Source organism: Erwinia sorbitola (genome assembly GCF_009738185.1).
Taxonomy (GTDB): Bacteria; Pseudomonadota; Gammaproteobacteria; order Enterobacterales; family Enterobacteriaceae; genus Erwinia; species Erwinia sorbitola.
This window is the reverse complement of sequence record NZ_CP046509.1, coordinates 949,593-964,120: the sequence shown is the minus strand read 5'-3', so window position 1 is coordinate 964,120 and position 14,528 is coordinate 949,593. Positions and strand designations below refer to the sequence as shown.

Here is a 14,528-nt window from a genome sequence, read left to right as displayed (position 1 = left end):
TTAACAGACTGCAATATTATTTCGCATTGTAACGGAAGAGCGGTTCACCGCAAATTATCGGGAAATGAGAAGGGGGCGAACGGGGAAAAACAGAGTGAAATAGCTGACTTAAGTGAATAAATCAGCAGAGCCTGCTGGGGTACAGGCCCTGCTAAAGGCGTGGAAAAAGTTACTCGTCCACTTCCGCCGCGCTGCCCTGGGTCAGCAGCAGTTCACGCACCACGCTGGTGGCAAAGCTACCGGCTGGCAGCCAGAAGTTCATCTCCAGCGTCACGTCGTCCCACCAGTTCCAGCGCAGATCGCGGGGAATGACCAGCATCGCGCGGCGGGCGGCATCCACACGCTCGCGATCCATCAGCGCAATCAGCGCTTCCTGACCCACCAGGCTCTGCTGCTCAAAGGCCAGCGCTTCATCGCGCGTTCCCCATTCGCCGCTGCCCGGCAGCGGGGCGGTAATACGCAGCTCATTGGTGTTTACGCGCTGTTGCAGCGTATCCAGCTCCGCCGCCTCGGCCACAAACCAGCTGCCACGCCCGGTAAGCTGCAATGCATCCCCCGGAAGGACTTTAATCAGGGAACCCTGCTGCGCCAGTCGATCGCTGACCACCTGATTAAACATCGCGCTGCGGGCAGCAGAGAGAATAAAGCTGCGTTTATTACGCTCGCGTACGCGGATTTCATCCGCGGCCCAGCGCTGCGCCATCGTCAGGTTATTGCCTTCATGACCAAAACGCTGGCTGCCGAAATAGTTCGGCACACCGTCACGGGCAATCAGCTGCAGGCGTTGTTCCACCGCGTCACGGTCAGAAATCTGACGCAGCACCAGGGTAAAAGCATTGCCCTGTAACGCACCGGTACGCAGCTTGCGGCGATGGCGGGCACTTTCCAGCACCTCAACGCCCGGCAGCTCAAACGCCGTAAGATCGGGGGTGATTTTTCCCGGCACTCGCAGGCAGAACCACTGTTCGGTCACCGCATGGCGATCTTTCATTCCGGCAAAACTGACATCACGCGCGTGGATGCCAACAAATTTTGCCAGCGCTTCAGCCACAAAGCGGGTGTTGCAGCCATTTTTACGGATGCGCACCAGCAGCTGTTCGCCATCGCCATCAGGGGCGTAGCCGAGGTCTTCAATCACCACGAAATCTTCAGCGTTGGCCTTCAGCACGCCGCTGGCAACCGGCTGACCGTGCAGCCAGCCCTGTTGGGTAAGATCCATCGGTTATACCTTCATCAACAGGGCGACGGCTTCGCAGGCGATGCCTTCACCGCGACCGGTAAAGCCCAGTTTTTCGGTGGTGGTCGCTTTCACGTTGACCTCATCCATATGGATACCGAGATCTTCTGCAATATTGATGCGCATCTGCGGCACATGAGGCAGCATTTTTGGTGCCTGGGCAATAATCGTCACATCGACATTGCCTGCGCGATAGCCTTTTTTAGCAATCTGACGCATCGCTTCGCGCAGCAGCTCGCGGCTGTCAGCACCTTTATAGGCATCGTCAGTGTCCGGGAACAGCTTGCCAATATCGCCCAGTGCCGCCGCACCCAGCAGCGCATCGGTCAGCGCGTGCAGTGCCACGTCACCATCTGAGTGAGCCAGTAACCCTTTTTCGTAAGGGATTCGTACGCCGCCAATAATCAGCGGGCCTTCGCCGCCAAAGGCATGAACATCAAAACCGTGACCGATACGCATTATACGTTCTCCTAGCTCTGTATTTGGGTCAGATAAAATTGCGCCAGCGCCAGGTCTTCCGGCCGCGTTACTTTGAGATTATCACTGCGGCCGCTAACCAGCTCGGGGTGATAGCCGCAATACTCCAGCGCAGAGGCTTCATCCGTGATGGTGGCGCCTTCATTCAGGGCGCGCAGCAGGCAGTCGTGCAATAACGCCTGCGGAAAAAGTTGCGGCGTCAGCGCATGCCAGAGGGCTTCGCGCTCGACGGTATGGTCTATATCACTGCGGCCACCGATGGCGCGTTTCATGGTATCGCGCACCGGAGCGGCAAGAATACCGCCCACTTCGCTGGTGGCAGTAAGCGCCAGCAGCCGGGTCAGATCGCTGAGATGCAGACAGGGCCGTGCGGCATCATGCACCAGCACCCACTGCGCCTCTTTTGCTGCCTGCAAACCTGCCAGCACAGAATCAGCACGCTGCCCGCCGCCGATCACCGTGGTCACGCGTGTATCCTGCGCCACAGGCAGCCGGTGAAAATGCACATCCTGCGGGCTGAGAGCAACAATCACCCGACTGACGGCCGGATGGGCCAGCAGCGCGTCAATGCTGTGTTCCAGAATGGTTTTATCACCGATGGTGAGATACTGCTTGGGGCATTCGGAGAGCATACGGCTGCCGATCCCCGCAGCGGGGACGACGGCAATAATCTCCGGAAAGGATTCGGCGCTATTCATGATGTTCATGGTGATGGTTACTGACTGGCCGTTCGCTGCTGCGCGTTTCGTTTCGATTGATCCGGCACAAGGCGATAGAAGGTCTCGCCGGGTTTTATCATCCCCAGCTCATTGCGTGCGCGTTCCTCGATCGCTTCCGAACCGCCGTTTAAGTCGTCGATTTCGGCAAAAAGCTGATCGTTTCGCGCTTTAAGCTTGGCGTTATTGGCCTGTTGCACCGCAACATCCTCATTAACGCGTGTATAATCATGAATGCCGTTCTTGCCCAGCCAGAGCGAATATTGCAGCCAGCCGAGAAGTACAAGTAACAGCAACGTAAGTTTTCCCATCCCCGCCCCCTGAAAAACGGCTCAATCATCCCATAACTTTTGTTGCGACTCCACTCCGTCGGTGAAATAGAACCATTTTCTCAGAATAAGGCGTCTGTACGCGTTAAAAAACAGCACAATCAGCGGATCCTGACGCCCTGTATTATGAGGTTTTGTAACGTTGCGACTTAATTTCACATAACAAACCGGATTAATGCAGATGGCAGCCAGCCCTCACCCCACCGGCGTATCACGGGTTACCAGCCGGTCAGCAGAGTAAATAACAGCCAAAACAGCGCGACAACCACCAGTACCGTCGCCAGCGCCGCACAAATTAAATGCTCGCGTAACGGCATGGTTACCACAAAACCAACCAGAACCGATACGGGCAACAGTGCCAGGAAGAAGGGCCAGGTATAGAGGAGGAAAAACAGAGTGGTGGAACCATATAACAGGAACGGAATCGCCAGCGCGACCCACCAGGAAACAAAGCCCATCACGCCACCGGGGATGGCCCATGACGGCTCTTCCCGATCGCATTCGTCTTTACGTGCCAGCATGGGGGTAACGTTTTGCATAGACATCCCGTTGATGCTTAGATGGAGGCTGTTACGCCCCCATCTGGTAACCGCCCGCGTACGGACGTTAGCCGAAGCTCTCTCAGGGTTTGATAATATCTCGCTGACGCAGCAGGTCTAATAACTGCGTGGTTAAATGTGTTACTAATTGTTCGCCATCCAGATGAATATCCGCTGATTCAGGAGCTTCATAGGCAGCATCAATACCGGTAAAATTACGCAGTTCCCCGGCTCTGGCCTTTTTATACAGTCCCTTAGGATCGCGCGCTTCGCAGATAGCCAGCGGCGTATCGACGAAAACCTCAATAAAGCGCCCTTCTCCCACCATTTCACGCACCATCTGGCGCTCGGCACGATGGGGAGAGATAAAGGCCGTCAGAACCACCAGCCCGGCATCTACCATCAGTTTCGCCACTTCACCGACACGACGAATATTCTCTTTACGGTCGTCATCGCTGAAACCGAGATCGCGGCACAGGCCATGACGCACGTTATCACCGTCCAGCAGATAGCTGCTGACGCCCAGTTGATGCAGCGCCTGCTCAAGCGCGCCGGCAACCGTGGATTTACCGGAACCTGACAGCCCGGTAAACCACAGTACCACGCCCTGATGACCATGCTGCTGCTCGCGCTGTTCCCGGCTGACCGGATGCGCGTGCCACACTACATTTTCATCATGCTGCGCCATATTACTTACCGCCCAGCAGGTCGCGTGCATTCCAGTGTGGGAAGTGACGGCGAACCAGTGCATTCAGCTCCAGCTCAAAGGCGCTGAAATCGCCGCTGCTCTGCTGCACATCTTCCAGCGGCTGACGGATCATCCCCGCGCCGACGGTGACGTTACTCAGGCGATCGATAAAGATCATCCCGCCGGTTACCGGATTCTGCTGATACTGATCGAGCACCATTGGCTCATCAAAGATCAGATCCACCAGCCCGATGCCGTTCAGCGGCAGCTCGCTGGTATCATGCTGCGTCAGGTTATTGATCTCCACCTGATGCTGAATACGTTCCACGCGCGCGCGGGTTTTCTTGCCAGCAATTTTGATATCGAAGCTCTGCCCGGGAACCAGAGGCTTTTCCGCCATCCAGACCACATCCACGGCAGCACCCTGTACCGGCGTCAGCTCTTCATCGGCAGCCACCAGCAGATCGCCACGGCTGATATCGATTTCGTCTTTCAGTACCAGGGTGATCGCCTCGCCAGCAGCGGCCTGTTCAAGGTCACCGTCGAAGGTGACGATGCGCGCCACGGAAGACTCCACGCCGGATGGCAGCACTTTCACCCGCTGTCCGACCTGAATAATCCCGGAGGCCAGCGTCCCCGCGTAGCCACGGAAGTCGAGGTTCGGACGGTTGACATACTGCACCGGGAAGCGCATTGGCTGCTGCTCCACCACGCGCTTTAACTCCACGGTTTCCAGCACGTCAAGCAGGGTCGGGCCGCTATACCAGCCCATAGCCGCGCTTGGTGAAGCGACGTTTTCACCTTCCAGCGCCGACATCGGCACAAAGCGGATATCGAGATCCCCCGTCAGCTGCCCGGCAAAATCCAGGTAATCCTGCTTGATCTGCTCGAAGGTCTCCTGGCTGTAATCCACCAGATCCATCTTGTTGATCGCCACGATCAGATGTTTGATACCCAGCAGCGTAGAAATAAAGCTGTGACGGCGCGTCTGATCGAGTACGCCTTTACGCGCATCAATCAGCAGGATCGCCAGGTCGCAGGTGGAAGCTCCGGTGGCCATATTTCGCGTGTACTGCTCGTGGCCCGGGGTGTCAGCGATAATAAATTTGCGCTTCTCGGTAGAGAAATAACGGTATGCCACGTCGATGGTAATGCCCTGCTCACGCTCGGCCTGCAAGCCATCCACCAGCAGCGCCAGATCCAGCTTCTCGCCCTGGGTGCCGTGGCGTTTACTGTCGTTATGCAGGGAAGAGAGCTGATCTTCGTAAATCTGACGCGTATCGTGCAGCAGACGGCCAATCAGCGTACTTTTGCCATCATCGACGCTGCCGCAGGTAAGAAAACGCAGCAGGCTTTTATGTTGCTGCGTGTGCAGCCAGGCTTCCACGCCGCCCTGGTCGGCAATCTGTTGTGCAATAACTGTATTCATGACGGTTCCTTAGAAATAGCCCTGGCGTTTTTTCAGCTCCATCGAGCCGGCCTGATCGCGGTCAATCATTCGACCCTGACGCTCGCTGGTGGTGGAAACCAGCATCTCTTCGATGATGGCTGGCAGCGTTTGCGCTTCAGACTCCACTGCGCCGGTCAGCGGCCAGCAGCCAAGGGTACGGAAACGCACCATACGCTGCTCGATCACTTCGCCAGGCTGCAAATCAATGCGGTCGTCATCGATCATCATCAGCATGCCATCACGCTCCAGTACCGGACGCTCGGCGGCCAGGTAGAGGGGAACAATCTCAATGTTTTCCAGGAAGATATACTGCCAGATATCCAGCTCAGTCCAGTTGGAGAGCGGGAAAACACGAATGCTTTCACCTTTGTTAATCTGACCGTTGTAGTTATGCCACAGCTCCGGACGCTGGTTTTTCGGATCCCAGCGGTGGAAGCGGTCGCGGAATGAGTAGATACGCTCTTTGGCGCGAGATTTCTCTTCATCACGACGTGCACCGCCGAAGGCCGCATCAAAACCATACTTATTCAGCGCCTGCTTCAGCCCTTCAGTTTTCATGATATCGGTGTGCTTGGCACTGCCATGAACAAACGGGTTGATCCCCATCGCCACGCCTTCCGGATTACGGTGGATCAGCAGCTCGGCCCCGATATTTTTTACCATCCGATCGCGGAATTCGTACATTTCACGGAATTTCCAGCCGGTATCAACGTGCAGCAGCGGGAATGGAAGCGTTCCCGGATAGAAGGCTTTACGCGCCAGGTGCAGCATCACCGATGAGTCTTTACCGATTGAGTACATCATCACGGGGTTGCCAAACTCTGCGGCCACTTCGCGGATAATATGGATACTTTCCGCCTCCAGTTGACGCAGGTGAGTGAGTCGTTTCTGATCCATATCTTTTCCTCAAGCCAGATTCACAACAGGGGATTCACGTCCGTCCTGCTGTGCTGAATGTTGAAACCATGCCAACTCGTGATGCAGATTGACCACTTCGCCAATCACCAGCAGCGCAGGAGTTGGGGCGTTTCGTGCCAGTTCTTCAAGTTGTTGTAACGTGCCGGTCAGCACCTGCTGATCCTGACGGGTGCCACGGCTGATCACCGCGGCCGGGGTGGCGGGATCGCGCCCGTGCGCCATCAGCTGGCTGGCAATGTCACCTGCCGCCATTGTCCCCATATAAATTGCCAGCGTCTGACGTGAGCGAGCCAGCGAGGCCCAGTCCGTACCGTCGCTGTCGGCACGGCAGTGCCCGGTGACAAACAACACGCTTTGGGCGTGATCGCGGTGAGTCAGCGGGATACCCGCGTAGGCGGTTGCCCCCGACGCTGCGGTCACGCCCGGCACCACCTGGAAGGGGATCCCTGCCGCCACCGCCGCCTGGAGTTCTTCCCCTCCCCGGCCAAAAATAAACGGATCGCCGCCTTTAAGACGCACCACGCGTTTGCCCTGCTTCGCCAGATCCACCAGCAGGCGATTGGTCTCTTCCTGCGGTACGCTGTGAGCGTTAGCACGTTTACCGACGCAGATACGATCGGCATCGCGGCGCACTAAATCGAGAATTTCATCGCTGACCAGGTGGTCATACAGCACCACGTCCGCCAGCTGCATCACCTGCAATCCGCGCAGGGTCAGCAGGCCGCTGTCTCCCGGCCCTGCACCGACCAGAATAATCTCCCCCTGCGGGGCATCCGGCTCGGTGAGCTGTTGATCGAGCGTGCGTTTAGCACCTTCGGTATTGCCGGAAGCGACCTGGTTGGCAAATAAGCCGTTAAAGGCTTTTTCCCAGAAACGACGACGATCCGACATCTTGTTAAAGCGGGCTTTAACTTTTCCGCGCCACTCACCGGCAATCTGTGCCATTTGACCGAGGTTTGCAGGCAGCAGCGATTCCAGCTTTTCACGCAGCAGTCGTGCCAGAACCGGCGCGGTGCCGCTGGAGGAGATCGCCACTACCAGCGGGGAACGGTCGACAATCGAGGGGAAGATAAATGAACATTTCGGCTGATCATCAACCACGTTGGCCAGCAGATGGCGCGCCGTAGCATCCAGATAGACCTGGCCATTGAGTTCGCCATCGTCGGTGGCGGCAATGACCAGAAAGACGCGATCAAGCTGCTCCGCCTGATACTCTTTCGCCAGCCATTCGATGCTGCCGCTGTCATGCAGCGCAGCCAGTTCTTCACAAAGATGGTGTGACACGACCTGCACACGTGCACCGGCACGGCGTAGCAGTTCGATTTTGCGTGCAGCCACATCGCCACCGCCAACCACCAGCACCGCCTTGTGTCTGATATCAGCAAAAAGAGGAAGATAATCCACGAGAATCCTGTCTATATCACTATGTGTTAAGGGGACTATACGTCCCGCCCTTGAAGCTTATGAAATTACTAATTGGAATGAGTAGTTACTGAATGGAATAACGACCTGGTAAAGCTGAGAACAAAATGTGCTTAACGGATGATATTTCGCATCTTTAAGAGAGATTGAAATTGTCTAACGGCCGTCACAATTTCATACTATCTGTGAAAAAAATTTTCGCATGTCCCGTCACTGGATGACGAACTAAGGAACCATCAATGTTAACCCTTCTGCGCCAGGGGACGTTAGCCGCATTACTCATTTGCGGGGTTAGTTTAACCGCGAGTGCCGCCAGTATGAAGACAGGCAGCATTGCCGAGCAGCAGCTGCGTCATATTGCCACCTATTTCCCCGGCAGAATGGCGGGCAGTCCGGCGGACATGCTGACTGCCGACTATCTGCAACAACAGTTAACTCAGCTCGGCTATCATAGCGACCAGCGTCGCTTTAGCACCCGTTATGCCTATCAGCATCAGAACGGCGAACAGACATGGCGCACGGTTAATGCAACCTCGGTCATCGCCGCCCGTGAAGGCAAAGTTCCGCAGCAGATTGTAATTATGGCGCACAGCGACAGCTGGACGCCGCACAATGACACTGAAACTCAGCATAACCTCGGTGGCCTGACTAACCAGGGGGTGGACGATAATGCGTCCGGCCTGGGCGTGATGCTGGAGCTGGCACAGCGTCTGAGTAAACAGCCACTGCATTACAGCCTGCGATTTGTTGCCCTCAGCGGCGAAGAGATCGGTCACCGGGGCAGTGAAGATTATCTTTCGCGTATGACGCCTGCGGAGAAACACAATACGCTGCTGGTGATAAACCTCGACAGTCTGGTTATTGGCGGGCAGCTGACGTTTATTAGCGGCAGTAAAACGCCGCAAGCCGTGGCGCGACAGACCCGCGACCGTGCCATTACTCTTGCCCGGCATTATGGCATCAGGGCTACAACGCAGGTGACCAGCGACGAAAACCCATTTGACCACGCGGGTTTACCGCTGCTGTCGGTCAGAGCCAGCGATGCTCCATCCGGCAGGCTGTCACGCAGCATGGCCCTCCATTTTCCGCCAGACCTGCGTCATCAGGCGCAGCGTGATAATCTTGCCTATATTGATCGCTGGCTACCAGGGCGTATCACCCGGCGTACGCATGATGCAGTGACGATACTGCTCCCGCTGATCCACGAACTGGCCAATCCTTAATTTCAGGAGTTATGAATGTATATCGTCTTTCTGACCTACACCCGCCCGATGGAAGAAGTTGAAGCGCTGCTGGAGCCGCACGTGGCATGGCTCAACCGCTACTTTACCGCCGGAGCCTTTATCAGCGCCGGGCGCAAAGATCCACGTACGGGTGGCATGATCATGGTGAAGGAGATGGACAGGAAGCAGCTTGATATTATCCTGGCGGAAGATCCATTCCAGCAGGTCGCCAGCTATGAAGTAACAAAAGTGAATATCACCCGTTCAGCCAATAAATTTGCCGCGCTGACCGGGATTTAAGAGAGCGTCAGAACAGCCTGCCCCCATTTTTGGAATGGGTGATCTGAACCGGATCCTGGGGACAGATTTCTCTTGCGTAGAGGGCATGATCCGCCCGGGATCATGCCCTCCTACAAAATCACTCGTGCAGCCCGCACTCGCGTTTCAGGCCAAAGAAGCGCGTCTCTTCCTCTGCCATTCCTGGTTCCCACTTACGCGTGGTATGGGTGTCCCCCACGGAGAGATAGCCCTGCTCCCACAGCGGATGGTAGCTCAGGCCGTGCTGTTGCAGATACTGGTACACCTGACGGTTATCCCAGTCGATAATCGGCAATAGTTTAAACACGCCCTTCTTGATAGCCAGCACCGGCAGGTGCGCCCGACTGCCTGACTGATCGCGGCGCAGACCGGCAAACCATGTCCCGGCGTTGAGCGTCTCCAGCGCACGGTTCATCGGCTCAACCTTGTTGATCTGGTTGTAACGCTCAATGCCCTCAACGCCCTGCTCCCACAGCTTGCCATAGCGCGCCTCCTGCCATGCCGGGCTGTGCTCTGCGCGGAATACCTGTAAATTCAGGTTCAGTTTTTCCGTCAGCTGATCGATAAACTGATAGGTTTCCGGGAACAGATAACCAGTATCGGTGAGGATCACCGGAATATCCGGCTTCTGACGCGCCACCAGATGCAGACTGACCGCCGCCTGGATACCAAAGCTCGAGGTCAGCACCGCCTCACCCGGCAGATTTTCCAGCCCCCAGATCACCCGCTCTTCAGCAGAGAGTTTATCCAGCGTGTTATTGATTTCGGCGAGCGCCATTACGCGCTCCACCTTGGGTAATTCGTTCAGTGCGGTTAGATCGAGAACTGCCATATCACGCCTCCATCATTCCCAAAAATCACGGGCCGGATCGAGCACCGGCCGGACGATCCCGGCACGAATAGTGAAATCACCAAAGCCTTCATCAGCTTCACGCTCTTTCGCCCAACGGCCAATCAGTTCATCAAGGGTAGCCAGGATCTGCTCTTCATTGATGTTTTCGCTGTACATGCGCGGAATGCGCGTGCCGATGCGGTTACCGCCAAGATGCAGGTTGTAACGCCCCGGCGCCTTGCCCACCAGCCCTACTTCAGCCAGCAGCGCACGACCACAGCCGTTCGGACAGCCGGTGACGCGCAGCACGATATGATCATCACCAACGCCGTGCGCATTCATGATGCCTTCAACGCGGGTAACAAACTCCGGCAGGAAACGCTCGGCTTCCGCCATCGCCAGCGGGCAGGTCGGGAAGGCCACGCAGGCCATCGAGTTTTCTCGCTGATGGCTGACGTTTTCCATCAGGCTGTGCGACAGCGCCAGCTGTTCGATCTTATCTTTCTCAGACTCCGGTACCCCGGCCACGATCAGGTTCTGGTTCGCCGTTAAGCGGAAGTCACCCTGATGGATTTTGGCAATTTCCGCCAGACCCGTTTTCAGCGGACGGCCAGGGTAGTCCAGCAAGCGGCCGTTTTCGATAAACAGCGTCAGATGCCATTTATTATCAATGCCTTTCACCCAGCCAAAGCGATCGCCACGGGTAGTAAACTCGTAAGGACGCGTCGGTTCAAAGGTAATCCCGGCGCGGCGCTCCACTTCGGCTTTAAACACATCCGGGCCTACGCGTTCGAGGGTGTATTTGGTTTTAGCATTTTTACGATCGGTGCGGTTACCCCAGTCGCGCTGAGTGGTGACCACGGCCTCCGCCACGTCGAGAATTTTATTCAGCGGCAGATAGCCAAACTCGCTGGCAGTACGCGCATAAGTGGCTTTGTTGCCATGGTCGATAGAGAGGCCACCGCCCACCAGCAGGTTAAAGCCAATCAGCTTGCCGTTCTCGGCAATGGCAATAAAGTTCATATCGTTGGCGTGCAGATCGACGTCATTATGCGGCGGCACCACCACGGTCGTTTTAAACTTACGCGGCAGATAGGTTTCACCAAGAATCGGCTCAACGTCGGTGGTCGCCACTTTTTCCTGATCCAGCCAGATCTCCGCGTAGGCGCGAGTCTGTGGCAGCAGGTGCTCAGACAGTTTTTTCGCCCATTCGTACGCTTCCTGATGCAGTTCAGACTCAATCGGGTTTGAGCTACACAGCACGTTACGGTTCACGTCGTTGGCGGTAGCCAGCGCATCCAGTCCGACTTCATGCAGCATCTGATGCGCAGGTTTAACGTTGCCTTTCAGAATGCCGTGGAACTGGAAAGTCTGACGGTTGGTCAGACGAATGCTGCCATAAATGGTGTTATCGCTGGCGAACTTATCGATCGCCAGCCACTGTTTTGGCGTCATGATGCCGCCAGGCAGACGGCAGCGCAGCATCATGGCATGGCGTGCGTCCAGCTTCTGCTCGGCGCGTTCAGCACGGATATCACGGTCATCCTGCTGGTACATACCGTGGAAACGGATCAGCAGGAAGTTGTCGCCGTTGAAACCGCCGGTCAGCCCATCGTTCAGGTCTTCGGCAATGCCGCCGCGCAGGTAGTTACTCTCTTTTTTCAGGCGCTCGGCATCGACCAGTTTGCCTTCTACCACCAGCGGCCCAGGATATTTTTCATTGCTCATTAGTACACATCTCGCTGATAACGGCGCTCAATGCGCAGCTCACTTAAAAATTCATCTGCCGTTTCGATATCCATTGCACCGAACTCGGCCACCACTTCCAGTAATGCCTGCTCAACGTCTTTCGCCATACGATTCGCATCACCACAGACGTAAATATGTGCACCCTCTTCGATCCAGCGCCACAGCTCTGCCCCTTTGGCGCGAATTTTATCCTGTACGTACACTTTGTGCTGCTGGTCGCGTGACCAGGCCAAATCGATATTCGTCAGCAGGCCATCTTTGACGTAGCGCTGCCACTCCACCTGATAAAGGAAATCTTCGGTGAAGTGCGGATTACCGAAGAACAGCCAGTTTTTCCCACCTGCGCCATCAGCGTCGCGCTGCTGCATAAAGGCGCGGAACGGGGCGATCCCGGTGCCAGGGCCAATCATGATCACTGGCGCGTCAGGGTTTGCAGGCAGGCGGAAATTATCGTTATGCTCAATGAAGACGCGGATCTCTGCATCTTCCTCCAGACGATCCGCCAGATAGCTGGAGGCACCGCCCGCACGTGCGCGCCCTTCAATCTCAAAGCGTACGGCACCGACGGTAATATGCACTTCGGTTTCGTTTTCAGCCTGTGAAGAGGCAATTGAGTAGAGGCGCGGCGTCAGCGGGCGCAGCAAGCCGGTCAGCTGCTCGACATTAAGCTCTGTCGGCGCATAGCGCGCCATATCAACAATCGGCGTATTCTGCGCGTAATGTTGCAGCGTAGCTTTATCTTCGACCTTCTCCAGCAGCGCTTCATTACGGGAAAGCCGCGCATACTGCTCGACGATCTGCGGAGTGTTCACCGTCAGTTCATAATGCTTTTGCAGCGCTTCTGCCAGCGGCAGCGTGGTGCCGTCAACGGTGACCGGCTCATCGCCTTTCAGCCACAGCAGCTCCAGCAGCTCTTTTACCAGCAGCGGATCGTTCTCAAACCATACGCCGAGGGCATCGCCTGGCTGATAGCGCAGGCCGGAGTCTCCGAGATCAATTTCAATATGGCGTACATCTTTATCAGAGTCGCGGCCGGTGATCTTCTGGTTAAGTGCAAAACTGGCGGTCAGCGGCGCTTCTTTGGTATACGGGCTGCTGTGAATCTCATTGACGCTGCCCGAGGTTGCCGCAGCAACCTGACCGGCGCTGGCATCAGGCACCCGGGCCTTAAGGATTTCCACCACCTGTTTACGCCAGGCCTCTGCCTGCGCTGCGTACTCCACATCAGCATCAACACGATCCAGCAGTCGCTCACCACCCAGCTCTGCCAGTTTGCTGTCGAAATCTTTACCCGCCTGGCTAAAGAATTCGTAAGAAGTATCGCCCAGACCAAACACCGCAAAGGCGTTGCCGTCCATCTTCGGCGCTTTCTTCGACATCAGGAATTTATGCAGCGCAACAGCCTCTTCCGGCGGCTCGCCCTCGCCCTGCGTTGAGGTCACCACCACCAGCAGTTTTTCCTGACCAATCTGCTTAAACTTGTAGTCGCCGGCGTTCACCAGGTTCACGTTCAGTTTTGCAGCCAGCAGGTCATCGCGCAGCTGTTCAGCCAGACGACGCGCATTTCCGGTTTGCGATGCAGAGAGGATAGTGATCGTTGGCACCTCAACCGCAGCTGGCGCACTGGCCACCGCCACGCCCGGCGTCTGATTGACCATGCCCCAGAAATAGCCAGAAAGCCACGCCAGCTGGGTGGGTGAGTAATCACCGGTGGCTGCCTGCAAGCGGGCCAGCTGATCCGGATTTAACGGAAGCATGTTCAAAGGTGCCTGAGTCGTCATTGCGTTGAAAATTCCACAGTCAAAGGTCTATAAACAATAGGGTAAGGGCTAGCATAATAACCCTTAAATAAGGGTTGGAAATAATTAATAACCAAAACGACTAAGCGGTTTTTCGGGTAAGCCTTAACGGCAAAACAGGTTGATTATTTTATTTAAATTCAGTAACTTACAATCCACACTCTTTTGGGGTGTTTCTGTTTATCGCGTACAGCCGGGAAACGGGTGCGAAAAAACCTGTTTTCCGGTATCCTTCGGCGGTTTTATTGATAAAGACTGAGACTGTCACTATGGCTACTACGCTATTTAAAGATTTTCAATTCGAAGCCGCGCACCTGTTACCCAATGTGCCTGCCGGGCACAAATGCGGCCGCCTGCACGGGCACTCCTTTATGGTTCGTCTGGAAATTACTGGCGAGGTGGATGCACATACAGGCTGGGTAATGGATTTTTCCGAGATTAAGGCGGCGTTCAAACCCGTCTATGACCGCCTGGATCACTATTATCTCAATGATATTCCAGGCCTCGAAAATCCTACCAGTGAAGTGCTGGCAGAGTGGATTTGGCAGCAGATGAAACCCGTACTGCCGCTGTTAAGCGCCGTACTGGTGAAAGAGACCTGCACCGCTGGCTGCGTCTATCGCGGTTGATTGCCAGACAGGCCCGGTTAACATCCGTTAGCCAGGCCTGAATTTCTTTATGCGTTTTTCAGCAATGCTTATGAATTAAATATATATTCTTATCGAATATATTATATCATTTCATGATATAAGCGTGTTTTCATCCTCCGTGATATTCTCTCGCCATCGAAGAAAATAGAACAAAATCAGACTCAAAATAATTCGAATCTCC

The 14,528-nt window shown here is 55.5% G+C and carries 15 protein-coding genes; 3 read left to right on the top strand and 12 right to left on the bottom strand.

Annotation, left to right across the window (positions count from 1 at the left end; genetic code table 11):
* Positions 1–169: 169 nt before the first annotated feature.
* The 9 genes from truD to cysG form a co-directional block, all read right to left on the bottom strand.
* On the bottom strand, positions 170–1,219 hold the full coding sequence (gene truD, locus GN242_RS04310; RefSeq protein WP_154753626.1) for a tRNA pseudouridine(13) synthase TruD: 1,050 nt from the start codon (positions 1,217–1,219) through the stop codon (positions 170–172).
* A 3-nt stretch (positions 1,220–1,222) separates the two neighbouring features.
* On the bottom strand, positions 1,223–1,696 hold the full coding sequence (ispF, locus tag GN242_RS04305; RefSeq protein WP_154753625.1) for a 2-C-methyl-D-erythritol 2,4-cyclodiphosphate synthase: 474 nt from the start codon (positions 1,694–1,696) through the stop codon (positions 1,223–1,225).
* A gap of 11 nt (positions 1,697–1,707) precedes the next feature.
* Positions 1,708–2,412 carry a 2-C-methyl-D-erythritol 4-phosphate cytidylyltransferase gene (gene ispD, locus GN242_RS04300; RefSeq protein WP_154753624.1) on the bottom strand — a complete coding sequence of 235 codons (705 nt, stop codon included), beginning with the start codon at positions 2,410–2,412 and terminating at the stop codon, positions 1,708–1,710.
* Positions 2,413–2,429: 17 nt separating this feature from the next.
* A complete protein-coding gene (gene ftsB / locus GN242_RS04295; protein WP_154753623.1) occupies positions 2,430–2,741 on the bottom strand; it encodes a cell division protein FtsB in 312 nt (103 codons plus the stop codon).
* 236 nt (positions 2,742–2,977) lie between these two features.
* Positions 2,978–3,298, bottom strand: coding sequence for a DUF3561 family protein (locus tag GN242_RS04290; protein ID WP_154753622.1), 321 nt, complete (start codon positions 3,296–3,298; stop codon positions 2,978–2,980).
* An 82-nt stretch (positions 3,299–3,380) separates the two neighbouring features.
* A complete protein-coding gene (cysC, locus tag GN242_RS04285; protein ID WP_154753621.1) occupies positions 3,381–3,986 on the bottom strand; it encodes an adenylyl-sulfate kinase in 606 nt (201 codons plus the stop codon).
* Between the two features lies 1 nt (position 3,987).
* On the bottom strand, positions 3,988–5,415 hold the full coding sequence (gene cysN / locus GN242_RS04280; protein ID WP_156286969.1) for a sulfate adenylyltransferase subunit CysN: 1,428 nt from the start codon (positions 5,413–5,415) through the stop codon (positions 3,988–3,990).
* A gap of 9 nt (positions 5,416–5,424) precedes the next feature.
* On the bottom strand, positions 5,425–6,333 hold the full coding sequence (gene cysD, locus GN242_RS04275) for a sulfate adenylyltransferase subunit CysD (RefSeq protein ID WP_154753619.1): 909 nt from the start codon (positions 6,331–6,333) through the stop codon (positions 5,425–5,427).
* A gap of 9 nt (positions 6,334–6,342) precedes the next feature.
* Positions 6,343–7,758 carry a siroheme synthase CysG gene (cysG, locus tag GN242_RS04270; RefSeq protein WP_156286968.1) on the bottom strand — a complete coding sequence of 472 codons (1,416 nt, stop codon included), beginning with the start codon at positions 7,756–7,758 and terminating at the stop codon, positions 6,343–6,345.
* A 257-nt stretch (positions 7,759–8,015) separates the two neighbouring features.
* On the opposite strand from cysG, the gene GN242_RS04265 reads away from it, so the two are divergent.
* Together GN242_RS04265 and GN242_RS04260 are read left to right on the top strand one after the other, a co-directional pair.
* Positions 8,016–8,999, top strand: coding sequence for an aminopeptidase (locus GN242_RS04265; RefSeq protein WP_154753618.1), 984 nt, complete (start codon positions 8,016–8,018; stop codon positions 8,997–8,999).
* A gap of 15 nt (positions 9,000–9,014) precedes the next feature.
* Complete coding sequence (locus GN242_RS04260; protein WP_154753617.1) at positions 9,015–9,299, top strand: YciI family protein; 285 nt, start codon at positions 9,015–9,017, stop codon at positions 9,297–9,299.
* Between the two features lie 118 nt (positions 9,300–9,417).
* Here GN242_RS04260 and GN242_RS04255 read toward each other — a convergent pair whose 3' ends face one another.
* From GN242_RS04255 to cysJ, 3 genes are read right to left on the bottom strand one after another with little or no spacing between them, the layout of a single operon-like run.
* Positions 9,418–10,149 carry a phosphoadenylyl-sulfate reductase gene (locus GN242_RS04255; RefSeq protein WP_154753616.1) on the bottom strand — a complete coding sequence of 244 codons (732 nt, stop codon included), beginning with the start codon at positions 10,147–10,149 and terminating at the stop codon, positions 9,418–9,420.
* Positions 10,150–10,161: 12 nt separating this feature from the next.
* Positions 10,162–11,877: an assimilatory sulfite reductase (NADPH) hemoprotein subunit gene (gene cysI, locus GN242_RS04250; protein WP_154753615.1), complete on the bottom strand. Its 1,716-nt coding sequence runs from the start codon at positions 11,875–11,877 to the stop codon at positions 10,162–10,164.
* Entirely contained in the window at positions 11,877–13,679 is a 1,803-nt protein-coding gene (gene cysJ, locus GN242_RS04245; RefSeq protein ID WP_156286967.1) for an NADPH-dependent assimilatory sulfite reductase flavoprotein subunit, read from the bottom strand. The genes cysI and cysJ overlap by 1 nt, the downstream gene beginning before the upstream one ends.
* Before the next feature lie 287 nt (positions 13,680–13,966).
* Here cysJ and queD point away from each other — a divergent pair, with 287 nt between their 5' ends.
* Positions 13,967–14,326 (top strand): 6-carboxytetrahydropterin synthase QueD, encoded by a 360-nt coding sequence (gene queD, locus GN242_RS04240; RefSeq protein WP_154753613.1) that lies wholly within the window; start codon positions 13,967–13,969, stop codon positions 14,324–14,326.
* Positions 14,327–14,528: the final 202 nt, after the last annotated feature.

Coding starts and splice junctions, on each gene's coding strand:
- truD (WP_154753626.1), bottom strand. CDS start 1,219: ATGGATCTTACCCAACAGGGCTGGCTGCACGGTCAGCCGGTTGCCAGC.
- ispF (WP_154753625.1), bottom strand. CDS start 1,696: ATGCGTATCGGTCACGGTTTTGATGTTCATGCCTTTGGCGGCGAAGGC.
- ispD (WP_154753624.1), bottom strand. CDS start 2,412: ATGAATAGCGCCGAATCCTTTCCGGAGATTATTGCCGTCGTCCCCGCT.
- ftsB (WP_154753623.1), bottom strand. CDS start 2,741: ATGGGAAAACTTACGTTGCTGTTACTTGTACTTCTCGGCTGGCTGCAA.
- GN242_RS04290 (WP_154753622.1), bottom strand. CDS start 3,298: ATGCAAAACGTTACCCCCATGCTGGCACGTAAAGACGAATGCGATCGG.
- cysC (WP_154753621.1), bottom strand. CDS start 3,986: ATGGCGCAGCATGATGAAAATGTAGTGTGGCACGCGCATCCGGTCAGC.
- cysN (WP_156286969.1), bottom strand. CDS start 5,415: ATGAATACAGTTATTGCACAACAGATTGCCGACCAGGGCGGCGTGGAA.
- cysD (WP_154753619.1), bottom strand. CDS start 6,333: ATGGATCAGAAACGACTCACTCACCTGCGTCAACTGGAGGCGGAAAGT.
- GN242_RS04265 (WP_154753618.1), top strand. CDS start 8,016: ATGTTAACCCTTCTGCGCCAGGGGACGTTAGCCGCATTACTCATTTGC.
- GN242_RS04260 (WP_154753617.1), top strand. CDS start 9,015: ATGTATATCGTCTTTCTGACCTACACCCGCCCGATGGAAGAAGTTGAA.
- GN242_RS04255 (WP_154753616.1), bottom strand. CDS start 10,149: ATGGCAGTTCTCGATCTAACCGCACTGAACGAATTACCCAAGGTGGAG.
- cysI (WP_154753615.1), bottom strand. CDS start 11,877: ATGAGCAATGAAAAATATCCTGGGCCGCTGGTGGTAGAAGGCAAACTG.
- cysJ (WP_156286967.1), bottom strand. CDS start 13,679: ATGACGACTCAGGCACCTTTGAACATGCTTCCGTTAAATCCGGATCAG.
- queD (WP_154753613.1), top strand. CDS start 13,967: ATGGCTACTACGCTATTTAAAGATTTTCAATTCGAAGCCGCGCACCTG.